Origin of the sequence: Nocardia caishijiensis NBRC 108228, from assembly GCF_001612825.1 — a bacterium.
Classification (GTDB): Bacteria; Actinomycetota; Actinomycetes; order Mycobacteriales; family Mycobacteriaceae; genus Nocardia; species Nocardia caishijiensis.
Genome location: NZ_BDBE01000032.1, coordinates 61075 through 83557, shown reverse-complemented (window position 1 = coordinate 83557; position 22483 = coordinate 61075). Strand labels below are relative to the sequence as shown.

The 22483-nt window shown below is 69.3% G+C and carries 22 protein-coding genes and 1 pseudogene; 19 read left to right on the top strand and 4 right to left on the bottom strand.

Going from position 1 to position 22483, the window contains the following annotated elements:
- Positions 1–138 precede the first annotated feature (138 nt).
- The 12 genes from NC7_RS17065 to lexA all read left to right on the top strand — a co-directional run bounded on the left by NC7_RS17065 (position 139) and on the right by lexA (position 10833).
- Positions 139–1404, top strand: coding sequence for a glutamate-5-semialdehyde dehydrogenase (locus NC7_RS17065; RefSeq protein WP_067984236.1), 1266 nt, complete (start codon positions 139–141; stop codon positions 1402–1404).
- Positions 1401–2279: an AAA family ATPase gene (locus NC7_RS17060; RefSeq protein WP_157102044.1), complete on the top strand. Its 879-nt coding sequence runs from the start codon at positions 1401–1403 to the stop codon at positions 2277–2279. Before NC7_RS17065 ends, NC7_RS17060 begins: the two co-directional genes overlap by 4 nt.
- Positions 2280–2281: 2 nt before the next feature.
- Complete coding sequence (locus tag NC7_RS17055; RefSeq protein WP_067984233.1) at positions 2282–3673, top strand: vWA domain-containing protein; 1392 nt, start codon at positions 2282–2284, stop codon at positions 3671–3673.
- Positions 3674–3687: 14 nt separating this feature from the next.
- Positions 3688–4023: an MmcQ/YjbR family DNA-binding protein gene (locus tag NC7_RS17050; RefSeq protein ID WP_067984231.1), complete on the top strand. Its 336-nt coding sequence runs from the start codon at positions 3688–3690 to the stop codon at positions 4021–4023.
- A gap of 161 nt (positions 4024–4184) precedes the next feature.
- A complete protein-coding gene (locus NC7_RS17045) occupies positions 4185–5318 on the top strand; it encodes a hypothetical protein (RefSeq protein WP_157102043.1) in 1134 nt (377 codons plus the stop codon).
- Positions 5319–5329: 11 nt separating this feature from the next.
- Positions 5330–5974, top strand: coding sequence for a nicotinate-nucleotide adenylyltransferase (gene nadD, locus NC7_RS17040; RefSeq protein ID WP_067984227.1), 645 nt, complete (start codon positions 5330–5332; stop codon positions 5972–5974).
- Positions 5971–6387: a ribosome silencing factor gene (gene rsfS, locus NC7_RS17035; protein WP_067984225.1), complete on the top strand. Its 417-nt coding sequence runs from the start codon at positions 5971–5973 to the stop codon at positions 6385–6387. Before nadD ends, rsfS begins: the two co-directional genes overlap by 4 nt.
- Positions 6384–7043, top strand: coding sequence for a histidine phosphatase family protein (locus NC7_RS17030; RefSeq protein WP_067984223.1), 660 nt, complete (start codon positions 6384–6386; stop codon positions 7041–7043). Before rsfS ends, NC7_RS17030 begins: the two co-directional genes overlap by 4 nt.
- A 982-nt stretch (positions 7044–8025) precedes the next feature.
- Positions 8026–8748 (top strand): diglucosylglycerate octanoyltransferase, encoded by a 723-nt coding sequence (octT, locus tag NC7_RS30545; protein WP_067984301.1) that lies wholly within the window; start codon positions 8026–8028, stop codon positions 8746–8748.
- Positions 8749–8751: 3 nt separating this feature from the next.
- The gene (locus NC7_RS17020; RefSeq protein WP_067984221.1) at positions 8752–9594 is read left to right on the top strand and encodes a DegV family protein; all 843 of its coding nucleotides are present in this window, start codon (positions 8752–8754) and stop codon (positions 9592–9594) included.
- A 63-nt stretch (positions 9595–9657) separates the two neighbouring features.
- Complete coding sequence (locus NC7_RS17015; RefSeq protein ID WP_067984219.1) at positions 9658–10146, top strand: GNAT family N-acetyltransferase; 489 nt, start codon at positions 9658–9660, stop codon at positions 10144–10146.
- 78 nt (positions 10147–10224) lie between these two features.
- A complete protein-coding gene (gene lexA / locus NC7_RS17010; RefSeq protein ID WP_444979999.1) occupies positions 10225–10833 on the top strand; it encodes a transcriptional repressor LexA in 609 nt (202 codons plus the stop codon).
- 8 nt (positions 10834–10841) lie between these two features.
- On the opposite strand, the gene NC7_RS17005 is transcribed toward lexA, so the two are convergent.
- A complete protein-coding gene (locus NC7_RS17005) occupies positions 10842–11804 on the bottom strand; it encodes a DUF2332 domain-containing protein (RefSeq protein WP_067984217.1) in 963 nt (320 codons plus the stop codon).
- 179 nt (positions 11805–11983) lie between these two features.
- Between NC7_RS17005 and NC7_RS17000 the strand changes: the two genes are divergently transcribed.
- The 3 genes and pseudogenes from NC7_RS17000 (at position 11984) to holA (ending at position 16623) form a co-directional block, all read left to right on the top strand.
- The gene (locus NC7_RS17000) at positions 11984–13000 is read left to right on the top strand and encodes a ComEA family DNA-binding protein (protein WP_067984215.1); all 1017 of its coding nucleotides are present in this window, start codon (positions 11984–11986) and stop codon (positions 12998–13000) included.
- A 70-nt stretch (positions 13001–13070) separates the two neighbouring features.
- A pseudogene (locus NC7_RS16995) lies at positions 13071–15539 on the top strand (DNA internalization-related competence protein ComEC/Rec2); the annotation flags it as partial.
- Between the two features lie 115 nt (positions 15540–15654).
- Complete coding sequence (gene holA, locus NC7_RS16990) at positions 15655–16623, top strand: DNA polymerase III subunit delta (protein ID WP_067984213.1); 969 nt, start codon at positions 15655–15657, stop codon at positions 16621–16623.
- 3 nt (positions 16624–16626) lie between these two features.
- Here holA and NC7_RS16985 read toward each other — a convergent pair whose 3' ends face one another.
- Positions 16627–16872 carry a hypothetical protein gene (locus NC7_RS16985; protein ID WP_067984211.1) on the bottom strand — a complete coding sequence of 82 codons (246 nt, stop codon included), beginning with the start codon at positions 16870–16872 and terminating at the stop codon, positions 16627–16629.
- A 91-nt stretch (positions 16873–16963) separates the two neighbouring features.
- The gene (rpsT, locus tag NC7_RS16980; protein ID WP_067984209.1) at positions 16964–17224 is read right to left on the bottom strand and encodes a 30S ribosomal protein S20; all 261 of its coding nucleotides are present in this window, start codon (positions 17222–17224) and stop codon (positions 16964–16966) included.
- Between the two features lie 397 nt (positions 17225–17621).
- Between rpsT and NC7_RS16975 the strand changes: the two genes are divergently transcribed.
- The 4 genes from NC7_RS16975 (at position 17622) to NC7_RS16960 (ending at position 21814) form a co-directional block, all read left to right on the top strand.
- Entirely contained in the window at positions 17622–19151 is a 1530-nt protein-coding gene (locus NC7_RS16975; RefSeq protein ID WP_236573578.1) for a circularly permuted type 2 ATP-grasp protein, read from the top strand.
- 4 nt (positions 19152–19155) lie between these two features.
- Positions 19156–20133, top strand: coding sequence for an alpha-E domain-containing protein (locus tag NC7_RS16970; RefSeq protein WP_067984206.1), 978 nt, complete (start codon positions 19156–19158; stop codon positions 20131–20133).
- A gap of 8 nt (positions 20134–20141) precedes the next feature.
- Positions 20142–20972, top strand: coding sequence for a transglutaminase family protein (locus NC7_RS16965; protein WP_067984295.1), 831 nt, complete (start codon positions 20142–20144; stop codon positions 20970–20972).
- 65 nt (positions 20973–21037) lie between these two features.
- Entirely contained in the window at positions 21038–21814 is a 777-nt protein-coding gene (locus NC7_RS16960) for an aquaporin (RefSeq protein ID WP_067984292.1), read from the top strand.
- Between the two features lie 51 nt (positions 21815–21865).
- Here NC7_RS16960 and NC7_RS16955 read toward each other — a convergent pair whose 3' ends face one another.
- Positions 21866–22420, bottom strand: a complete 555-nt coding sequence (locus tag NC7_RS16955; RefSeq protein ID WP_067984204.1) for a type II toxin-antitoxin system PemK/MazF family toxin — start codon at positions 22418–22420, stop codon at positions 21866–21868.
- Positions 22421–22483: the final 63 nt, after the last annotated feature.

The window sequence follows — 22483 nt, the reverse complement described above, 5'->3', positions numbered from 1 at the left end:
CCCAGAAAACACCGCCTCGCACGCATCGACGACCTGAGCAAGACCCTGTGGACAACTCGGTCCCGCTGCCGGTCGGAGCCACATTCCGGGCGCCGGGCGGCGTCGAGTGGAGCGGGCACACTGCGTACGCTGATACCCATGACGGTAGAAGTGACCCCCGAGCTCGACATCCGCGCAGCGGTGCACGACGCCGCCCGCAGGGCTCGCGTCGCGTCCCGTGTGCTCGCTCAGCTCACCACGGCGCAGAAGAACGACGCATTGCACGCGGCGGCCGACGCGCTGCTCGCCGCCGCCGATCGGGTGCTCGCGGCCAACGCGGCCGATATCGAGACCGCGCGGGCGGCGGGCACCGAGGAGAACCTGCTCGACCGGCTACGGCTCACCCAGGACCGCATCGACGGCATCGCCTCCGGCCTGCGCCAGGTCGCCGGGCTGCCCGACCCGGTGGGTGTCGTCGTGCGCGGCTCCACCCTGCCCAACGGGCTCGAGATCCGGCAGACCAGGGTTCCGCTCGGTGTGGTCGGCATGGTGTACGAGGCACGTCCCAACGTCACCGTCGATGCGTTCGGTCTCGCCCTCAAGTCGGGCAACGCGGCACTGTTGCGTGGCTCGTCCTCGGCCGCCGGATCCAACGCCGCGCTCGTGGAGATCCTGCGCGAGGCTCTGACGGCCAAGGGTATCCCCGCCGACGCGGTGCAGTTGCTGCCGAGCAACGACCGCTCGAGCGTCACCCACCTGATCCAGGCGCGCGGCCTGGTCGACGTGGTCATCCCGCGCGGCGGCGCGGGTCTGATCAACGCCGTCGTCCGCGACGCGCAGGTGCCGACCATCGAGACCGGAACCGGCAACTGCCACGTCTACGTGCACTCCGCCGCCGACCTCGACATGGCCGAGGCCATCCTGCTCAACGCCAAGACCCGTCGGCCCAGTGTCTGCAACGCCGCCGAGACGGTGCTCGTCGACGCCGCCGTGGCCGAGACCGCGCTGCCGAGGCTGACGAAGGCGCTCGAGAACGCGGGCGTCACCATTCACGGTGACCTGCCCGGTCAGGTGCCCGCCACCGAGGCGGACTGGGGTGAGGAGTACCTCACGCTGGACATCGCGCTCAAGGTCGTCGACGATCTCGACGCCGCGGTCGAGCACATCAACACCTGGGGCACCGGTCACACCGAGGCCATCGTCACCGCCGACCTGGCCGCCGCGCGCGAGTTCACCACCCGCGTCGACGCGGCCGCCGTGATGGTGAACGCCTCCACCGCGTTCACCGACGGCGAGCAGTTCGGCTTCGGCGCCGAGATCGGTATCTCCACCCAGAAGCTGCACGCCCGCGGCCCGATGGCACTGCCCGAACTCACCTCGACCAAGTGGATCGTGTGGGGCGACGGCCAGACTCGGCCGGTGTGACCGTGACACTGGTACAGGAACCGATCTTCACCTCGGTCGACGACGTCATCGCCCGCCTGGCCACCACCGGCTACCTGGCCGACAAGGCCACGGCCACCTCGGTGTTCCTCGCCGACCGGTTGGGTAAACCGCTGCTCATCGAGGGCCCGGCCGGTGTCGGCAAGACCGAACTCTCGCGCGCGGTCGCCCAGGTCGCCGACGCCGAACTGGTGCGTCTGCAGTGCTACGAGGGTGTCGACGAGGCCCGCGCCCTCTACGAGTGGAACCACGCCAAACAGATCCTGCGGATCCAGGCCTCGAGCGAGAACGATTGGGCCGAAACCAAAGCCGACGTCTTCACCGAGGAGTTCCTGCTCTCGCGCCCGCTGCTCACCGCGATCCGGCGCACCGAACCGACGGTGTTGCTGATCGACGAGACCGACAAGGCCGACGTCGAGATCGAGGGTCTGCTGCTAGAGGTGCTCAGCGATTTCGCGGTCACCGTTCCGGAACTCGGCACGATCACCGCCACCCGGAAACCGTTCGTGGTGCTCACCTCCAACGCCACCCGCGAACTGTCCGAGGCGCTCAAACGTCGCTGCCTCTACCTGCACCTCGACTTCCCCGACGAAGACCTCGAGCGCCGGATCCTGGCCAGCCGGGTGCCCGAGCTGTCGGCGGTGGTGTCGGAACAGTTGGTGCGCATCGTGCACGTGCTGCGCGGGATGCAGCTCAAGAAGCTGCCGTCGGTGGCCGAGACGATCGACTGGGGCAACACCCTGCTCGCGCTGGGGTCCGAGGACCTCGACGACGCGACGGTGCGGGCCACCCTCGGCGTGGTGCTCAAGCACCGCAGCGATCATCAGCGCGCGCTGGCCGAGCTGAAACTGGCCTGACGATGACAGCGCCCGCGCCCCACGGCCTCAGTGGTCACGTCGCGGGTTTCGTCGCGGCGCTGCGATCGCGCGGTGTGCCGGTCGGCCCGTCGGAAACCGTCGACGCGGGCCAGGTGCTCACCGTGCTCGACCTCCTCGACCGGGAAGCGGTACGGGAGGGGCTGGCCTGCTCGCTCCTGCGCCGCCCCACCCACCGCGCCACCTTCGACAGCCTCTTCGATCTGTGGTTCCCGGTCGCCGTCGGGCAGCGCAGCGCCGAGGCGCCCGAACTGCCGCGCACACCCGACGGGCGCGTCGATGTCCCCGCCCTGCGCGAACAGCTCGCCGAACTGCTCGCCACCCCCGACACCGGCAACCAACTCGAGTCGCTCGCCGCCCAGGTGGTGGAGCAGCTCGGGCGGTACCAGTCGGCGCGCGGGCCGTCGTTCTCCGCCTACCAGGCGCTCAAGGACCTCGCCCCGCAGACCTTGCTGGCGCGGGCGCTGGCCGGGCTCGCCCTGCCCCCCGAGGCGAGCGACCGCGACACCGAGATCGCGCAGCGCCTGCTGCGGATGCGCATCGCCGGGTTCCGGGCCAGCGTGGAGGAGGAGACGAACCGCCGCGTCGCCGAGCAGATCGGGCGGGAACGGGTCGCCGACTACGGCGTGGCCAGGCAGGCCGAGGACGCCGATTTCCTGCGCGCCTCCGAACGCGAACTCGCCGACCTGCGCCGGGGGACCCATCGATTGGCCCGGATTCTGGCCTCGCGCCTGGCCGTGCGGCGCAGGCGTTCCCGTCGCGGCGAGATCGACCTGCGCAAAACGCTGCGGGCGTCGATGTCCACCGGTGGCGTGCCGATCGACCTGGTGCAGCGCAAACCGCGTCCCGGCCGCCCGGATCTCGTTCTGCTGTGCGACATCTCGGGCTCGGTGGCCGGCTTCAGCGGATTCACCCTGCTGTTGGTGAGCGCCCTGCGCGAACAGTTCTCCCGGGTACGGATCTTCGCGTTCGTCGACCGCACCGACGAGGTGACCGACTACTTCGGTCCGCAGGCCGGTCTCGACGACGTGCTCACCCGGATCTTCACCGAGTCAACCGTCATCGATTCCGACGGCCACTCCGACTACGGCCAGGCCTTCACCAGCTTCGCCGACAATTTCGGCGACGCCGTCACCAGCCGCAGCTCGCTGCTGGTGCTCGGCGACGGCCGAACCAACTACCGCAACCCGCAGGTGGACGTCCTGCGCGGCCTGGTGGAGACCGCCAAGCACGCGCACTGGCTCAACCCGGAGCCGCACAAGCTGTGGGGCACAGGGGATTCGGCCGCGCCCGATTACGGTGCGGTGATCGAGATGCACGAGTGCCGCTCGGCGCGACAGCTCACCGAGGTCGTGTCCAAGCTGCTGCCGGTCTGAGGAGGAGCCGCGAGATGGATGTCCTGGCGTACTGCCTGGCCAAACCCGGTGCGTGGGAAGACGAACCGTGGGAGGGCGATACCGTGGCCAAGGTGGGCGACAAGGTGTTCGCGTTCCTCGGTGCGGGTTCCTCGATCGGTCTCAAATGCGGGCGCGACCGCGCCGAGGCCGACGAACTGGTCACCATCTATCCCGACGATGTCACCGCGTCGGCCTACATCGGCCGCTACGGCTGGAACAGCATTCGCGTCGGCGGTACCGTTCCCGACGACGAATTACGCGAACTCATCGACGCGTCCTACGACGCCGTCGTCGCCAAACTCCCGAGGTCCAAACGGCCGGTGCGCTGAGCCGTTGAGCCGACGTTAAGCCACTCGTAGGGGCGAGCCACCAAGATCACCGCCATGCTGGCAGGGGCGTCGCGCGACGACGGGCGAACTGAACATCGGGGATCGGACCAGAGGGCCGGATTCGTCGTCCGCGTCTGTGTCGTGCGGATGTGGTTCGCCCGGTGAGCGACCGGTTCGCCGCCGAGAACGATGACGCTCGAGCCGAATTCGCCGTCCCAGCCGCACTCGTCGGGCCGGTCGAACCCACCGCGCGAGTCGGCGGGTCGATCGACGAGGGTGCTGCCGACGACGCGGAGCCGCGGGTCGGTGCTCCCGCCGGTCAGCCTGGTGCCTCCGGTTCCGCTGCCGCCGAGGCAGCTCGCCTTCTCGAGCCGGGTTCGCTCGCCCGCGCCGCGCGAAAGCTCGCGAGGATCGCGGCGGCCCGTCTGATCGATGCGCCGGACGCGGCCGAGGAGCAGTTGCGGCGGGCACTGGTCGTCGGCGCGGCGGAGCTCGGGTCGCGGGAGCGGGCGGAACTGCGGACACGGCTGGTCACCGCGATCGCCGCCCAACCCGGTCGCGCTCGTGATGTCGCCCGCGCGGCCGCCGCGGCCGCCGCCGATTGGGCGCCGATCTCGGCGGCCGACTCGGCACATCTGTGGATCGTCGCGGGCCGCTCGTGGCATCGGGCGGGCGCGCATACCGAGGCGGCGCGGGCGTTCGACCACGCATTGCTCGGCGAGGCGGTCGGCTACCCGCCCGGCGAGCTGGCGCAGGTCCGTGCGGTCTTCGCCGAATCGCTCAACCATCTCGGCCGCTACCGTCAGGCCGCCTGGCAGTTCACCGAGGCCGCGCGCCTGATCGCCGCCTCACCCACCGAGCGGCACCGGCACGCCGATCTGCTGTGGTCGGCCGCGGTGGCAAGGGAATGTTGCGGGCAGGAATCGGAGGCGCTCGGCGGCTACCTGCGCGCGGCCGGGTTGTGGGGCGAACAGGACAAGATCGTGCCCCGTGCGCGCTGCCTGCGCGCGGCGGCCTGGTTGCAACTGCGCGGCCCCGGCGGGACGCCGCGTGGCCCATGGTGGGTGACCCTGGACGTGCTGCTCACCGAACTCAATCGCCTCGTCGCCGCCGACCCGGCCGTCCCCCACGTCGAGGAGTTGCGTCGCACCCGCAGTCAGTTCGCCCAGATGTGCGCCCAGGTCTCGGGCACGGTCGAGCACCGACCGCCCGAAAGGGGCCCGCGACCACGACGAGCCGATCGGCCCCGATCTCCGGAGCCCTCCGATCCGTACGAATGGTGGCGGTCCTATTAAGCTCGGACCTCATGCACGAGACAGCCCGGCCACGTCGCAAGCTCGGCGTGATGGGCGGCACGTTCGATCCCGTTCATCACGGTCACCTCGTCGCGGCCAGCGAGGTCGCGCACCGGTTCGACCTGGACGAGGTGATCTTCGTCCCGACCGGTCAGCCGTGGCAGAAGGCGGGCAAGGAGGTCAGTCCCGCCGAGGACCGCTACCTGATGACCGTGATCGCCACCGCGTCCAATCCGAGGTTCTCGGTGAGCCGGGCCGACATCGAACGCAACAAGGTCACCTACACCGTCGACACCCTGCGCGAGATGCAGAGCGCCCATCCCGACGCCGAGCTGTACTTCATCACCGGTGCGGACGCGCTGGCCAACATCCTGACATGGCAGGATTGGGCCGAACTGTTCGAACTGGCGAAGTTCGTCGGGGTGAGCCGTCCGGGGTACGAGCTGAACACCGACCATCTCGAGGAACATCTGCGGGACCTGCCCGCCGATGCCGTCACGATGATCGAGATCCCCGCGCTGGCCATCTCGTCGAGCGAATGCCGTCGCCGCGCCGCCCAGGGTCGGCCGGTCTGGTACCTCGTCCCCGACGGCGTGGTGCAGTACATATCGAAGCGGCACCTCTACGTGCCCGCAGGAACGGAAGGTAAGGCATGAGCGCCACCGCCGAAGCGGTCGAGATGGCCAAGGTCGCCGCACTCGCGGCCGACGACAAGCTCGCCACCGATGTCGTTGTCCTCGACGTCTCCGAACAGCTGGTGATCACCGACTGCTTCGTGATCGCGTCGGCGCCCAACGAGCGCCAGGTCAACGCGATCGTCGACAACGTCGAGGAGAAGCTGCGCGAGGCCGGGCACAAGCCCGTTCGCCGCGAGGGCACCCGCGAGGGGCGCTGGGCGCTGCTCGACTACGTCGACGTGGTCGTGCACATCCAGCACAACGACGAGCGCAACTTCTACGCGCTCGAACGCCTGTGGCGTGACTGCCCGACGGTGCCCGTCGAGGGCATCGCCACACCCGAGGCCCCGGCCGCCGACGACGACGCGCAGGCAGAGGTAGACAGCGAGTGAGCAAGTACGCCCATGTGCGCACGCTGATCCTGCTGCGGCACGGGCAGACCGAATGGAACGCCGCCGACCGGATGCAGGGCCAGATCGACACCGATCTCACCGAGCTCGGTCGTCAGCAGGCCAAAGAGGCTGCCCGCGAACTGGTTTCACGGAACGCCATCGCCATCCACGCCTCCGATCTGCGTCGTGCCAAGGAAACCGCCCAGGCCCTCGGTGACCTCAGCGAGCTTCCGGTGATCACCGATACCCGGCTGCGCGAGACCAACCTGGGTGACTGGGAGGGGCTGACCCACATCGAGGTGGACGCCGACTACCCCGGTGCGCGGGTGCAGTGGCGGCTCGATGCCACCTACCGTCCGCCCGGTGGGGAGAGCAAACTCGAGGTCGGCGCCCGGTCGCTGCCCGTGGTTCGCGAACTGTACAACGAGCGGCAGGATTGGCCCGGTCGGACTATCATCCTGGTGGCGCACGGCGGGCTGATCGCTGCCCTGACGGCCGCGTTGCTGGATCTGCCACCCCAGAACTGGCCCATCCTCGGCGGGTTGGCCAATACGAGCTGGGTGCAGCTGTCCAGCCACGGCCCGGATATCGACCGACCCGGCTGGCGCCTCGATGTTTGGAACGCAGCGGCGAAGGTAGCTCCCGATGTCCTCTGAAGAGCCCGTCCGATCGGTACCGGACGAATTGTTCCAGCAGGTGACGGCCAAGCCCGGACGGCAACTGCCGGACGCGCTGTTCGGTCCGCCACCGGCGCGGCCCGCACGCCCCGAGCGTGAGGAGCCGATCCGTTCGGTACCCGACGAACTCTTCAAGCAGGTCACCGCGCGTAGCACCCGGTCGCTGCCGGACGCGCTGTTCGGCCCCCCGCCCTCCCCGGTGGTCGCCGAGCCCGAGGCCGACGCATCGGCCGAGGGCGAGTCCCGTTCCGGTGCACAGGATTCCGCTGAGGACGCGTCGTCCGATGACGAGGGTTCCGTAAAGACATCGGTTGTCGACGACGTCGGGCACGCCGCCGAGGTGCCGACCGGCAGTACGGATTCGGCTGCCGCGCAGACCGACACCACCGATGGGGTGCTGGTGCCCCCCGTTGCGGCCGACGATGTCGAGTCGGCACAGGTGCCGGTCGCTTCGGACAGCGCGGTGGCTCGGGCTGCCGCAGTGGCCGAGGTCCGGTCGGCATCGGAGACGGCGCCCGACGGCGAGGGTTCGGCATCGGCCGTCGCCACGGGCGCAGACGGTTCGGCTACGGCGTCCGCCGGTACATCGGCCGCGGTGCGGGCGGAACATGCTCGAGCACAGTCTGATGCCGAGGTCGCTCTGACGGAATCTGATCCAGCGCAGGTCGGTTCCTCGGGTACCGCGAGTGCCGAATCGGGTGCGACACAGGCTGGTTCGGTTTCGGAGCAGGCGGCAGTGGACGCCGCTCAGGTTGGCATTCCGGCCCCCGAGGGTGTTGCTGCGGAGGCCGCCGCCGCTGCGGAGGAAACCGGATCCGGTGCGGATTCGCGCGCCTTGCTCGTGCCCGCGCCGCCGTCCGACGATCCGAAAGTGATCGCGGAACCGTCTGTCCCGCAGGGTGAGTCGATCAGCCCCGTCGCCGCCGAGGCGCCCGAGGTTCAGCAGGAGTCCTCGACCGAGGTGGTGGAGCAGGCGTCCCCGCGGCCGGTGCTGTTGGTGATCGCCGACTCGCTCGCCTACTTCGGGCCCAAAGGTGGCCTGCCCGCCGACGATCCGAGGATCTGGCCGAATCTCGTCGCGGCCGAGCTGGATTGGGATGTGGAGCTGGTCGCCCGGATCGGGTGGACCTGCCGTGACGCCTACTGGGCACTGATCGGTGATCCCCGGGTGTGGGCCGCCGTGCCGCGGGCGGGCGCTGTGGTGTTCGCCGTGGGCGGCATGGACACGCTGCCCTCGCCGCTGCCCACCGCCCTGCGGGAGATGATCCGCTACATCCGTCCGCCCCGGCTGCGCCGTGGGGTGCGTGCCTCGTACAACTGGCTGCAACCGAAACTGTCGAAACTCGGTCGCCCTGTCGCCCTTCCGCCGAGGGTGAGCGTGGACTACCTGGAGCAGTCGCGCGAGGCGCTGACCCACTTGCGTCCGGAGCTGCCGGTGGTCGGGGTGCTGCCGTCGGTGCATCGCTGCGACGCCTACGGCCGGGTGCACCGGGGTCGGCCACGCGCGGTGAAGGCGTTGCGGGCATGGTCGGCGCGCACCTCGGTGCCGCTGGTCGACCTCGGCGAAGCCGTGCGCGACGACATCGAATCCGGCGCCGCCAACCCCGACGGAATCCACTGGGGCTGGGCCGGGCATCAGGCCGTCGCCACCGCCATGACCAAGGCGCTGCAGGAGGTCAGGTAGTTCGTGGCCGTTGTGGTGGTCACCGATTCGGCGGCCGGGTTGTCCGCCGACCTCGTCGCCGATCTCGGTATCGAAGTGGTGCCGCTGCATGTGCTCGTCGGTGACCGGCAGCTGCGCGAAGGTGTCGAGCCGGTCGAGATCGACTACGGCGCGGACTCGGTGACCACGTCGGCGGCCTCGCCGGGTGAGCTGCGCGAAGCGTACGAACGCGCCATGTCGCACAGCGGCGGCGACGGCGTGGTCGCCGTGCATCTGTCGCGCAGGTTGTCGGCCACCTGGGAAGCTGGACGGCAGGCGGTGCGGGAGATGGGTGCCGAAGGCCGGGTGCGTCTGGTGGATTCGCTGGGCGCCGGTCTGGCCACCGGGTTGCCCGTACTCGCCGCCGCCCGCCGCGCCCGCGCCGGTGACACTCTCGACGCGGTCTACGAACGCGCGGTCGCCGCCGCCACCCGCGCCCGCACCTTCATTCTGGTGAACCGCACCGAACAGTTGCGCAAGGGCGGCAGGCTCAGCAGTGCCGCCGCGTTCTTCGGCAGCGAGCTGGTCACCAAACCACTGTTGCAGTTGGTCGAGGGCAAACTGGAGTTGCGCGAGAAGGTGCGTACCCGATCGCGCGCCTATACCAAGCTCGTGGCGGCCGCGACCGCCGCCGCGGGTACCGACGGTGTAGCGCTCGGTATCCAGCATCTCGGTGCGCCCGAGGCCGCGGAGTCGCTCGCCATTCAACTGCGCGAACAGAATCCCACCATCACCGAACTGCACATCGCGGAATTCGGTCCGACTCTCGGTGTGCATCTGGGCGTGGGCGCACTCGGGGTCGCGGTTCTGCCCGGTGGTTGCGGATAGGTCGAGAATCTCGGTGAGGGCAACCGGTGCGACCGTACCGGTTTCCTGCCTACGGTAGGGAACATGACCGTCTCCACCACGCGACCGACCCCGCCTGCTGTCGAAGTGCTGACCGTCGATTGGGCACATCCGGACGCGGACGTGCTGCGTGCGGAGATGTCGGCGGAAGTCGGCCCGCGCTACGCCCATATCGAATTCGTCGGCCCGCCGCCGACACTCGTTGATCCGCGCACCGTCCACAAGACCTTCGTGGCCTACGCGGACAGCACGCCCGCCGGGCATGCCGCGGTGCGCTGGAATGCTGGCGATCTCGAGCTCAAACGGATGTTCGTCCGCCCTGATTTTCGCGGCACGGGCACCGCGACGGCGTTGCTCGCCGCCGCTGAGGCGGCGGCGTGTGACGCCGGGCAACCGCGCCTCATCCTGCAGACCGGGCACCTGCAACCCGACGCGGTGCGGTTCTACGAACGCAGCGGATACCACCGGATCCCGTTGTTCGCGCCGTATCACGAGCTGCCGCTGTCGAACTGCTTCGCCAAGCACCTGGCCTGACAGGGGGCGGCGGTGGCCTGGCTCTACGATGCCAGCGTGACCGCATTCGACGAGTTCGACTTTCCCGATACCTCGAACATGCCGCCGCGTAGGCAACACATTCTCGCGGTGATCCGGGACTCGGTGCTCGCGCACGGCTATCCGCCTAGTGCGCGCGAGATCGCGGACGCGGTGGGGTTGCGTTCCACGTCGACGGTCTCCAAACATCTGAAGGCCTTGGAGGAGGACGGATTCCTGCGTCGCGGCTCCTCGATGACCCGACCCATCGACGTGCGCCTGTTCCTGCGCGGCGCACCCGGCGCCGGTTCCGGTGCGGCCGTCGCCGTGCCGGTCGTCGGTGACATCGCGGCAGGTACGCCCATCACCGCGCAACAGCATGCCGACGATGTCTTGACGCTGCCTCGTGAGCTGGTCGGCCGCGGTGAGGTGTTCGGGCTGCGGGTGCGCGGCGACTCGATGATCGACGCCGCCATCTGCGACGGTGATCTCGTCGTCGTCCGCAGCCAGCGCGAGGCGAACTCCGGCGACATCGTCGCCGCCATGATCGGCGAGGAGGCCACCGTGAAGGTGTACCGCCGCCGCGACGGGCACATTCACCTCGAGCCGTGCAACCCCGCCTATTCGACGATCGACGGAGACGAGGCCGTCATCCTCGGCAAAGTGGTCTCGGTGATGCGCCGGATCTGAACCCGCCGCTACACCGAAGCGAACCAGCCCAGCGATCGGCCGTGCGGGTCCGCGAAGGCCACCGCGACCTCGTCCAACGCAACCACCATGCGCGCTCTTTCGGTGTCGCGGGCCGGGAGTTGTCCTGACAGCCACGGCAACACGTTGCTGCCCTCCTGGGAAATCCAGTGGCAGGGCAGCGATCGCACGGTCGTGCGGAACTGTTGTCTGGCTTCCGGCGACAGGTAGGTGAGTACGGCGCTGTGGAACACCACCACGGTGCTGTCGGCGGGCGCGGCTCGCACGAGTTCGGCGACCCGTTCGTTCAGATCGCCGCTGACCAGGATCGGTGGGTCGGCCGCGACGATCTCGCAGGCGGCGCGCAACCGGGTCACTCGCTCCTCTTGGCCGGGCCAGACGAGTGCCTCCAGCCAGTCGCGGCTGTGCTGGTCGGTGACGTCGAGCGGGTTCAGGTCGACGCCCGCGCGGTAGATCACCTCCGGCAAGGCCGCCGGTAGCGGAACGGCTCCGGTCACGGCGCAGGGCAACAACACTCGGGACTCGCCGTCGCTCGGATCGAGCATCGTCGTGCCGTAGCGGTAGCTGAAACGGTCGGGGTACAGGCACAAACCCGCCGAGGCGCCGACCTCGATGAGGGCGAGGGGCCCCCGCAGCCCGGCCAGCACCGGAAGCAGCGTCGCCGCGCGGCCGACCTCGTTGGTCTGCGTGCGGTGCGACCGTGCCGTCGCCTCGATCACGCTCCACCGCTCGATCAGCTGGGTGCGGAACTCGCGGTAGGACGTCGCGTTCGCTCCGTTCAGCCGAGCGGCGGCCAGGACGAGATTGGGTTGTTGCCTGTCGACGGGCAGCCGCGAGAGCAAAGCCAGAACGCTCGAATCCTCCGCGATGGCAAGGGCGCGGCGATAGTACAGCGGGGAATTGTCGTCGACTTCCCGCACCGCGAAGTCGCGAAACCGTTGTGCCAGGTCCATGGGTACCTGCGTACTGCGAATCGGCCATGAGCGCACGGTAATCGGGCAGCGCCGCCGGACTTCGGTGTGGAAGCACCGCTGACCGAGAGTTGTCCACAGGGTCCGAGTTATCCACAGGTGCGTTGAAAGCCCAGGTCGGCAGCACGTTTCGAGACGCGACGAGGGCTAGCGTCGCTCGCATGCCACGACACGAAGAGCACGAGCGAGTTCGGCAGCGGCTTGGCGGACTCGCGGTGCACGACAAACCACGACCGAACACGATGACTCGGTGGGAAGCGGACGACGAGCCCGCCGGGTACCGGCGAGACGGTGTCGATCCACGGGCCGCCGATCCGCCGCGAACGGGCCATTGGGACGACGACGAACTGACCCCGACGGACGGGTCACCGGGTGTGGTGGGGACGCCCGGATGGCTGGACGACGGTGACGGACGCGGACGGAACAGGCTGCTGCCGGACCGTTTTCGACACACCCGCCTCGATCCGGGGCGGCGTGGGGCCCTGGCACTCGGAGTGATCGGTCTGGTCGCCGTCGTGTTGACCGGAGTGATGGTGATGCGGGATCGGCCCGTCTCTCAGGCGGTGCCACCGGTACCGGCACTGCGCGCGGAGCACCTCGGTTCGCGCGCCGAACAGACCGCTGTCGTCGCGGCGACGAGCGTTGGCGACGATGAGGCAGGAGCCGGATCAGGGAGCGGGAGTGGGGAACTCGTCGTCAGCGTGGTGGGTTTGGTGCATCGGGCCGGGTTGCATCGTCTGCCCGGTGGGGCACGGGTCGCCGACGCGATCGAGATGGCGGGCGGCGTTCGTGAAGGTGCCGATCTCGCGGGGCTGAATCTCGCACAACGCCTGACCGACGGTGATCAGGTGCTGGTGGGAGCCGCTGGTCCGCAGGCAGGTCAACCGGTACAGGGCAGTGCCATGATCAGCGCGGCCGGTGGGCCTCCCGGTGCGAATCCGAGCTCCGCCGGGGGAGGGTCGGGACCCGGTGCGGCCGGGGGCACTGCGCGCATCGACCTCAACTCGGCGACCGAGGCCGAACTCGACGCGCTGCCTGGCGTCGGTCCGGTCACGGCGAAAGCGATCATCACGTGGCGAACGACCAACGGCCCGTTCACCGACGTGGCACAACTCGGCGAGGTGAACGGTATCGGCCCCGCACGATTGGCTCGACTGCGCGATCTGGTCACGACGTGACGTCCGCGCGGGAGGCGATCGCCCGTGGCCGACGCGGTCGGGGAGCTCGAGCCACCGGCGCGGCCCGACGATGAGGGCCACGGCGACCGGTGCGAGGAGACCGTCGGTCACGCCACCAGGGTGGAGCCCTCGCCTCTCGGACCGATCGGAGAACCCGACGGGCGGAGCGGAGCACGACGAGCCGCAGACCCTCGACATGCGGCTCGTACCCGCGGCGCTCGGCTGCTGGGCGGCCACGCTCGTCGCCCTGACCCTCGGATGGCGAGCCGGGTTGGTGCTGGCGATCCTGGCGGTGGTGGGCGCGCTCGGCTCATGGGTCGGGTTGTTGTGGGCGATGGCGCATCGGCGGGAACGATGGCGGGTCGTCGCTGTGGCGGGGACAGCGACGATGCTGCTCGCCGCCGGATTCGGTGCGGCGGCCGCCTGGCGGGAACATCACGTGCAGGCACATCCGCTGCGAGAGTCGTTCGGACGCACCGTGACCGTGGTCGCGGAGATCTCCGACGACGCCAAGCAGATTCGGGCGGGCTCGTTCGGCGGTGAGCGACGGTGGATCCTGCGGGCGGGCCTGCGCGAATTCGGCAGTGGTGTGCACCGGACCCACGGCGGTGGCTCGCTGGTGGTACTCGCTGCCGGGGAGCAGTGGGCGAAAGTGGTCCCGGGGCAGGTGATCCGGTTCCGGGGCACGGTGAGCGAACCGCTGCGGGCCGATCTGACCGTCGCGACGCTGCGGGCGATCACCGAACCGGAACGCATCGGGGATCCACCGTGGTGGCAACGACTCGCGTCGGGTGTCCGCGCCGACCTCGCCGAGGCGGCGGCGCGGGCGCTACCGCCCGACGCGGCGGGCCTGCTACCCGCGCTGGTGGTAGGCGACACCGCCGCGTTGTCGAGCGAGGTCAGGGACGCTTTCGAAACAGCTGGCCTGCAACATCTCTGCGTGGTCAGCGGGGCCAATTTCACGATCCTGCTGACCGCACTGCTCGGGTTGACCCGCGTCCTCACCGCCGGACCACGAACGAGGGCAGCGACCGCGGCGGGAGCAGTCGTGGTGTTCGTGATCCTCGCCCGGCCCGACCCCAGTGTGCTCCGCGCGGCCGCAATGGGTTCGGTGACCGTCCTGGCACTACTGACGGGCCGCCGCAAACAGGCGCTGCCCGCCCTGTGCGGCGCGGTGATCGGATTGCTCGCCGTCGCACCGGAACTGGCGGTGAGCGCGGGATTCGCGCTGTCGGTGATCGCCACGGGCGGGTTGATCCTGCTGGCGCCGAGCTGGGCGGACTGGTTGCGGGAGCGCCGATGCCCGCGCGTGCCCGCGGAGATCCTCGCGGTGTCGGCGGCGGCGTTCGTGGTGACACTGCCACTGATGGTCGCCCTGTCCGGACGGGTGAGTCTGGTGGCTGTCGCTGCCAATGCTCTCGTCGCACCCGTGGTAGGGGTGATCACGGTGATCGGAGCGGTGGGTGCCGTCGTCGCGTGTCTGTGGGTCGACGCGGCCGTGTGGGTGCTGTGGTGTGCGCGTCCGCCGCTGTGGTGGTTGCTCGGCGTCGCCGAGCACGCCGCGGCCTTGCCCGGGGCCGCCGTCGCCGTGCCTTCGGGTACCACGGCGGGCCTGGTCGCGGCCGCTCTCGTGGTCGTTCTGGTGGCGGCACTGCGCTGGTCGCAGGCCCGTCGGTTCCTTGCCGTCGTGTGTCTTGGCATCGCCGTTGTCCTGGTTCCCGTCCGGCTCTGGCACCCCGGGTGGCCACCTGCGGGTTGGGTCCTCGCCATGTGTGACGTGGGCCAGGGAGACGCGCTCGCCCTCGCCGTCGGACCGGGGTCGGCCGTCGTGATCGACACCGGCCCTGACCCCCGCTCGGTTCGACGGTGCCTCGACCGTCTCCGCGTCACCCGTGTTCCCCTCCTGATCCTCACCCACCCCCACGCCGACCACATCGGCGGTCTCGCGGGCGTCCTCCACAGCCGCACCGTCGACGCGATAGCCACCGCCCCCGGGGAGGTCACAGCCGCCGAGTCGCGTTCGACTCCGGCGACGACATTCGCGCAAGGGGCGCATACCGTCAGGGAAGTCGAAGGCGCACACACTCATTCACAAGAGAGCGGGGGAGTGGGAGAGGTACTCGAGCTCGCGGAGAACGCACGGATTCCGCTCCTCACGCTGCACGAGGGGCATGTATTGCGCTTCGGGACAACAGAACTCGTCGTCCTGGCACCGGGCTTTCGGGCACCGAGTTCGGCCGGGCCGGACGACGCCAACGATCGATCGGTGGTCGTGCGGGCGCGGACACCGGTGGGAACAGTGCTGCTGACGGGTGACATCGAAACGGCCGCCCAGGGAAAAGTGATGCGGGGCGGCGACATCAGGGCCGATGTGCTCAAAGTGCCGCATCACGGTTCACGGACGACGACACCGGAATTCCTGCGTGCCGTCCGTCCACGCCTGGCCTTGATCAGCTCCGGTGCCGACAACACCTTCGGCCACCCACACCCGGACGTCGTCGCCACACTGACAGCGCTCGGCACAACGGTCGCCCGCACAGACCTCGACGGCGACGTCCTCGTCCTCGGTACGGCCGCCGAACCACGAACGGTCACCACTCGCCGCCGACGCGGCCCCCGCCGTTCCCGTCGGTGCCGCTACGTAGGATCGCCTCGTGAGCGAACTGCCTGCGGTGCATCTGGTCCTCGGCGACGAGGAACTGCTGGTCGAGCGCGCTGTGGCGCGGGTGATGAGCGAGGTCAGGGCGGGGGTGCCCGACCCCGACTCGGTGCCGGTCGACAGAATGCGCGCCGGAGACGCCAGTACCGCCGAACTGGCCGAACTGCTCAGCCCCTCACTGTTCGCCGAAGACCGGGTGATCGTGCTCGAGTCGGCGGCCGAGGCGGGCAAGGACGCGGTCGCGGTGATCACCGACGCGGCCGCCGATCCACCGGCCGGGGTGGTGCTGATGGTGCTGCACTCCGGCGGCGGTCGCGCCAAGGCACTGGTCCCGGCGTTGCAGAAACAGGGCGCCGTGGTGCACGAGTGCGCCAAGTTGACCAAACCGGGCGAGCGGGTCGAGTTCGTGCGCGGTGAGTTCCGGGCCGCGGGTGTGAAGGTGGGCGCCGAAGCGGTGCAGGTACTGATCGAGTGTGTCGGTTTCGACCTGCGTGAATTGGCCGCGGCCTGTTCACAGTTGGTGTCCGACACCGGCGGCAGAATCGATGTGAACGCGGTGCGCCGCTACTACTCCGGGCGCGCCGAGGTGACCGGTTTCGATGTGGCCGAACTCGCCGTCGCGGGTGACCGGTCCGCCGCGATGGAGGCGTTGCGCTGGGCAACCGACCGGGGCGTGCCGCACGTGCTGCTGGCCGACGCGCTCGCCGACTCGGTGCACACCATCGCCAAAGTGGGATCGGCGGGCCGGGGCGACCCGTTCAAACTGGCTCAGCAACTCGGTATGCCGCCGTGGAAGGTGAAGAAGGCCCAAGCCCAGGCGCGCGGCTGGAACCCGGCCTCGATCGGTACCGCCCTGCAGGTGGTCGCCGCCCTCAACGCCGACGTCAAGGGCGGCGCCGCTGATGCCACGTTCGCCGTGGAGCGCGCGCTCGCGCACATCCTCGACCTGCGTGGCACCGGCTGAGGATCAGTCGCCGACAGCGGCGAGGGCCTCCTCGTCGTCCTCGAGGTCCTCGTAGCGGCCCTCCCACTCCTCGTAGAGCGGGATCTCGTCCTCACGGGTGACGACCCAGGCCACGCTGTAGCCGCCGTCCTCGTCCGGCACCATCACGTTCTCGATCTTGAGACCGAGCCCGAGGATCTCCGCCGCGCGGATCACCTCGGCCAGGTCGTCGCCTCGTACCACCGTCTGATTCGCGTACACCGTCAGCATGCGCGGAATGGTAGCCGACGACAAAAGCCGCCGTGGTCATCGAGGCCACGGCGGCTGCGTCTTGCGAACCGGGTACAGCGACCCGGGCGGATCAGATCTTGTTCAGAGCCAGCGCGAGCGCGGACTTCTTGTTGGCGGCCTGGTTGGCGTGGATGACGCCCTTGGAGGCAGCCTTGTCGAGCTTGCGGCTCGCGAACTGCAGCTGCGCGGCAGCCTTTTCCTTGTCGCCGCTGGCAGCAGCTTCACGGAAATTGCGGATCGCGGTGCGCAGCGCGGACTTGACCGACTGGTTGCGCTTGCGCGCTTCCTCGTTGGTACGGATCCGCTTCATCTGGGACTTGATGTTGGCCACGCCTGTATCCTCTGGTTTCCTGTCGCTGGGTGGTATGTCTTGAAAGCTCGTCGGGCGCGCGCCCACGATGCAGCAGATGGTGCTGAACTACGGGTAACACCGCGCCGAAGATCGAGGTTACCAGCTCGGCACCGCCCGGCGAAATCGACCCCACCCCCGCGCACCCACGCGGACGTCGAGTTCACCCGTTTCAGGTGATGCGAGAAATTTACGTGTGGCTCACATGAGGCAGTCATCGGGTAGTGGACAGTTTTGTCCCATGACCTCCACCACAACGCCGGGTACGGCACGATCCGCCTCACCGGCGTTGGTGAGCACGAACGGTCACCCGGCGGCCGCACACACCGGTTTGTTCCACGGCTACGGCCCCGGCCGCTTCGCCGAAGCCTTCGACGAGATGTTCGACTCGCACGGCACGGTCCGCGAGCCCTACCGGGGCATCCACGCCGCGATGGGCGCCAACGACGTTCACGATCTGGCGAAACGCTCCGACGCTCTGGACCGGGCGTTCATCGATCAGGGCATCACCTTCTCGCTCTCGGGCCAGGAGCGGCCCTTCCCGCTGGACCTGGTGCCGCGAGTGATCGCCGCCGCCGAATGGGCGCATCTGGAGCGGGGCATCACCCAGCGGGTCCGCGCGCTCGAGCTGTTCCTCGCCGACGTCTACGGCGAACAGAACATCCTGCGTGACGGGGTGATCCCGAAACGGCTGGTCACCTCCTGCGCGCACTTCCACCGCGAGGCCACGGGCATCGTCCCGCCCAACGGCGTGCGCATCCACGTGTCGGGCATCGATCTGGTGCGCGACGAACACGGCGCCTTCCGGGTACTCGAGGACAATCTGCGTTCTCCGTCGGGGGTCTCCTATGTGATGGAGAACCGGCGGACGATGGCGCGCGTCTTTCCCGACCTGTTCTCCTCGCACCGGGTGCGCGCGGTCGGTGACTATCCCGCGCATCTGTTGCGCGCGCTGCGGGCCTCGGCGGCGCCCAACGAGGCCGACCCGACGGTGGTCGTGCTCACCCCGGGCGTGCACAACGCCGCGTACTTCGAGCATTCGCTGCTGGCCAGGCAGATGGGGGTGGAGCTGGTCGAGGGCCGCGACCTGTTCTGCCGCGACAATGTCGTCTACCTGCGGACCACCGAGGGGGAACGCCAGGTCGACGTGATCTATCGCCGGATCGACGACACCTTCCTCGATCCGATGCACTTCCGCCCGGATTCGGTGCTCGGTGTCGCCGGAGTGCTCAACGCCGCCCGCGCGGGCAATGTGGTGATCTCGAGTGCCGTCGGCAACGGGGTGGGCGACGACAAACTCATCTACACCTATGTCCCGGCGATCATCGAGTACTACCTGGGCGAGAAGCCGGTGCTGCCCAATGTCGACACCTTCCGCTGCTGGCTCGACGACGAACGCGCCGAAGTGCTCGACCGTCTCGACGAGCTGGTGGTGAAACCGGTGGAGGGGTCGGGCGGCTACGGCATCGTGATCGGCCCCGACGCCGACCGTGCCGAAATCGACGCGGTCCGGCGCAAGGTGTGCGCCGACCCGAGGGGCTGGATCGCGCAACCGGTGGTGCAGTTGTCGACGGTGCCGACCAAGATCGGCGACGAACTGGTGCCCCGCCATGTGGATCTGCGCCCGTTCGCGGTGAACGACGGCGACCACATCTGGGTGCTGCCCGGCGGACTCACCCGTGTCGCGCTGCCCGAGGGCTCGCTGGTGGTCAATTCCAGTCAGGGCGGCGGCAGCAAGGACACCTGGGTGCTGGCCGGTCGGTCCGACGACAGCGAGCTGGCGGGCCCACAGTTGGTGAGCGATCCGCTCCGGGCCGACCCGTTCGAGCAGGGCCGCGACCTGACCACCTCGCAGGCCCATCAGCAACAGCAACAGCAACAACAGACCCAGCGTCGGATCGGAGGTTGAGCACATGCTGGCCCGCAATGCCGAATCCCTGTACTGGATAGGCCGTTACGTCGAGCGCGCCGACGACACCGCCCGCATTCTCGACGTCGCCGTCCATCAGCTGCTCGAGGACGCCACCGTCGACGCCGACCGCACCTCACGGGTCCTGCTCGAGGTGCTCGGCATCGAACCGCCCGACGGGTTGCGCCTGGACGTCTGGTCGGTCACCGACCTGGTCGCGTTCAGTCACGACCACGGTGTGTCGATCAGCGAATCCATCGGCAAGGCACGTGAGAACGCCCGTGGGGCACGGGAAGTCACCTCCAGCGAGATGTGGGAGTGCCTCAACACCACCTACAACGGGCTGGCCGCGGCCGAGCGGGCGGCCCGCGGGCTCGGCCCGCACGAGTTCTTCGCCTACGTCAAGGACCGGGCGGCGATGTTCACCGGCCTGGCCGACTCGACGCTGAGCCGCGACGACGGGTACCGATTCCTGCTGCTCGGCCGTTCCGTCGAGCGCATCGACATGATGGTCCGGCTGCTGCTCTCGCGCGCCGGTGACCGCACGTCCTCACCCGCCTGGGTGACCGTGTTGCGTTCCGCGGGCGCCCACGACACCTACCTGCGCACGCACCGCGGCGCCCTCGACGCGGCGAGGGTGGCCGAATTCATCCTGCTCGACCGGCTTTTCCCGCGCTCGGTGTTCCACGCCTTACGTGTCGCCGAGACCTGCCTGACCGAACTCGATCAGCGGCCGGGCAGCCGGGTCGGAGCCCGCCACGAAGCGCAACGCGTGCTCGGTCGGGCCCGCAGCGAACTGGAGTTCCTGCCGCCGGGGGTGCTGCTGGAGAACCTGCAGACCCGGTTGCTCGCCTTGCAGAAGGCATGCCGTGAGGTCGGTGAGGCCGTGGCACGGCAGTACTTCCACGCCGCCCCGTGGGTGGCCTGGACCGATGTGCGGCGCGGTGCCGACGCCCACGTGACCGTGGAGGGTGAGCTGTGAGCTGGCGGATGCGGGTGGTGCACACCACCGGATACCTCTACGACGAACCGGTGACGCGCTCGTTCAACGAGGCCAGGCTCACGCCGCGGGCCGACAACAGGCAGAACGTGATCCTCAACCGGGTCGAAACCTTCCCCGCGACCAGGTCCTACCGGTACACCGACTACTGGGGTACCGCCGTGACCGCCTTCGACCTGCACGCTCCGCACACCGAACTGGAGGTGAGCGGGTCGTCGGTGGTGGAAACCGAACCGTTCGCCGAACCGTCGACGGAACTGTCCTGGGACGACCTGCGCGCCGATCGGATCGCCGACCGCTTCGATGAGATCCTCGGTCCCACCGACTACGTGCCCCGCGACGACACCCTCGACGCCGTGGCCAGGCAGCTCGCGCGCGGTGCCACACCCTCCGAAGCGGTGGTACGCGCGGCCGAATGGGTGCACCGGGAGATGGACTACAGCGCGGGCACCACCTCGGTGCACACCTCGGCGCCGCAGGCCTTCGCCGAACGGCGGGGGGTGTGCCAGGACTACGCGCACCTGACGCTGGTGTTGTTGCGCGCCATGGGGATTCCCAGCCGCTACGTGTCGGGGTATCTGCATCCGAACCCGGCGGCGCCGATCGGGGAGGTGGTGGCGGGGGAGTCGCACGCCTGGGTGGAGGCGTGGACCGGGCAGTGGTGGGGATACGACCCGACCAACAATCTGGCGGTCAACGAGCAGCACGTCTCGGTGGGCGTCGGACGCGACTACGCGGATGTACCGCCGCTGAAAGGGGTGTTCTCCGGCGGCGGCTCGACAGACCTCGCGGTCGTTGTAGAGGTCACCCGCCTGGCGTAATGTCCGAAACGCTCGTGCGGACCCCGCTCGCCGCGGGGATCATTCTCCCGGAGAGGTGGTCGCTCATGTCGCTCACTGCACAGGAACTCACTGAGCCCGAAATCATCCCCGAGCCCAAGAAGTGGGTCGCCGAAGGACTCGGCACTTTCCTGCTCGTCATGGGCGGCGTCGGCACCGCGGTCATCGCCGGTGACCGGGTGGGCGCGTTGGGTGTCGCGCTGGCCTTCGGTCTGACGCTGCTCTTCCTGGTGTACTCCATCGGTCCGATCTCCGGCTGCCACGTCAACCCCGCGGTCACGCTCGGGCAGTTGTTGCTCGGCCGCGTCACGGCGGTCTCGGCGGTGGGTTACTGGGTCGCCCAGATCGTCGGTGGCCTGCTGGCGGGTCTGGTGCTGTTCGCCGTGGCCAAGAATCTGCCGAGTTACGACCGGCCGGTCGACGGACTCGGCGCCAACGGCTGGGGCAAGCACAGCCCGTCGGCGGCCACCGGCCCGCTGGGCGAGGTCGTGGTGCAGAACGGGTACGGGATGGCGGCCATGATCATCATCGAGGTGATGCTCACCGCGGTACTGGTTTTCGTCGTGCTCGCCTCGACCGACCGGCTCTCCGACGTTCCGCTGGCCGGTATGTCGATCGGATTCACGCTCGCCGTGATCCACCTGATCTCGATCCCGGTCGACAACACCTCGGTCAATCCCGCGCGCAGCCTGGCCGTCGCCCCGTATCAGGACGGCGCGATGGGGCAGGTGTGGGCCTTCTTCGTGTTCCCGCTGCTCGGCGGCGTGCTCGGGGCGTTGGTCTACGGCATGATCTTCGGCCGTTCCCGCGACGTCCTGAGCTGAGCCGGGTTCCTCGACCCCCGATCCGGTGCGGCCGGGTCGGGGGTCGTCGCGTCAGCTCCAGCTGTATTCGGCGACCAGCCGGTGTGCGACCAGGTCGAAGGTCTTGCGTTCGACGATCGCGCCTTCGCGCCGGATGCCGTCCTCGGGGACGTCGAGCACCCGGTCCAGCCGTACCCAGCTCGCCCTGCCCGCGTGGTCCCACGGGCCCGAGCCGATGCCGACCCAGTTGCGGTCGTGCGCGCGTTCGGGTTTCGACGACAGCATCAGCCCGAGCAGGGTTCTGCGGTCGCGGCCGACCACCAGCACCGGCCGGTCCTTGCCGTTGGTCGGGTCCTCCTCGAACGGCACCCAGGTCCACACGACCTCGCCGGGGTCGGCGCGCCCGTCCAGTTGCGGGCAGTACACGATCTGGCGGGCCCGGTGCGCGGTCGGTACCGGGGTCGACGCGGTCGGGCGGACCGGCACGGCGGGACCGGGCTTGCTCGCACCGAGCGCCCCCGCCAGCTTCTCGAGCAGCCGAGGTCCCTGCTTGCGCACGATCTTCGGCCCCTGCTCCTTGGCGATCACGCCGAGCTGCTTGCCGAGAGTGTTCCAACTGCTGGCCATGCTTGGAAATATAACGGTGACCCGGCTCCGGGTGCACCGGTGACAGAGCCGCGCGTGTGGTCG

Excerpts from the sequence above, each read along its gene's own strand:
- NC7_RS17065 (WP_067984236.1), top strand. The coding sequence starts at position 139 with ATGACGGTAGAAGTGACCCCCGAGCTCGACATCCGCGCAGCGGTGCAC.
- NC7_RS17055 (WP_067984233.1), top strand. The coding sequence starts at position 2,282 with ATGACAGCGCCCGCGCCCCACGGCCTCAGTGGTCACGTCGCGGGTTTC.
- NC7_RS17050 (WP_067984231.1), top strand. The coding sequence starts at position 3,688 with ATGGATGTCCTGGCGTACTGCCTGGCCAAACCCGGTGCGTGGGAAGAC.
- nadD (WP_067984227.1), top strand. The coding sequence starts at position 5,330 with ATGCACGAGACAGCCCGGCCACGTCGCAAGCTCGGCGTGATGGGCGGC.
- rsfS (WP_067984225.1), top strand. The coding sequence starts at position 5,971 with ATGAGCGCCACCGCCGAAGCGGTCGAGATGGCCAAGGTCGCCGCACTC.
- NC7_RS17015 (WP_067984219.1), top strand. The coding sequence starts at position 9,658 with ATGACCGTCTCCACCACGCGACCGACCCCGCCTGCTGTCGAAGTGCTG.
- lexA (WP_444979999.1), top strand. The coding sequence starts at position 10,225 with ATGCCGCCGCGTAGGCAACACATTCTCGCGGTGATCCGGGACTCGGTG.
- NC7_RS17005 (WP_067984217.1), bottom strand. The coding sequence starts at position 11,804 with ATGGACCTGGCACAACGGTTTCGCGACTTCGCGGTGCGGGAAGTCGAC.
- NC7_RS17000 (WP_067984215.1), top strand. The coding sequence starts at position 11,984 with ATGCCACGACACGAAGAGCACGAGCGAGTTCGGCAGCGGCTTGGCGGA.
- NC7_RS16985 (WP_067984211.1), bottom strand. The coding sequence starts at position 16,872 with ATGCTGACGGTGTACGCGAATCAGACGGTGGTACGAGGCGACGACCTG.
- NC7_RS16975 (WP_236573578.1), top strand. The coding sequence starts at position 17,622 with ATGTTCGACTCGCACGGCACGGTCCGCGAGCCCTACCGGGGCATCCAC.
- NC7_RS16970 (WP_067984206.1), top strand. The coding sequence starts at position 19,156 with ATGCTGGCCCGCAATGCCGAATCCCTGTACTGGATAGGCCGTTACGTC.
- NC7_RS16965 (WP_067984295.1), top strand. The coding sequence starts at position 20,142 with ATGCGGGTGGTGCACACCACCGGATACCTCTACGACGAACCGGTGACG.
- NC7_RS16960 (WP_067984292.1), top strand. The coding sequence starts at position 21,038 with ATGTCGCTCACTGCACAGGAACTCACTGAGCCCGAAATCATCCCCGAG.
- NC7_RS16955 (WP_067984204.1), bottom strand. The coding sequence starts at position 22,420 with ATGGCCAGCAGTTGGAACACTCTCGGCAAGCAGCTCGGCGTGATCGCC.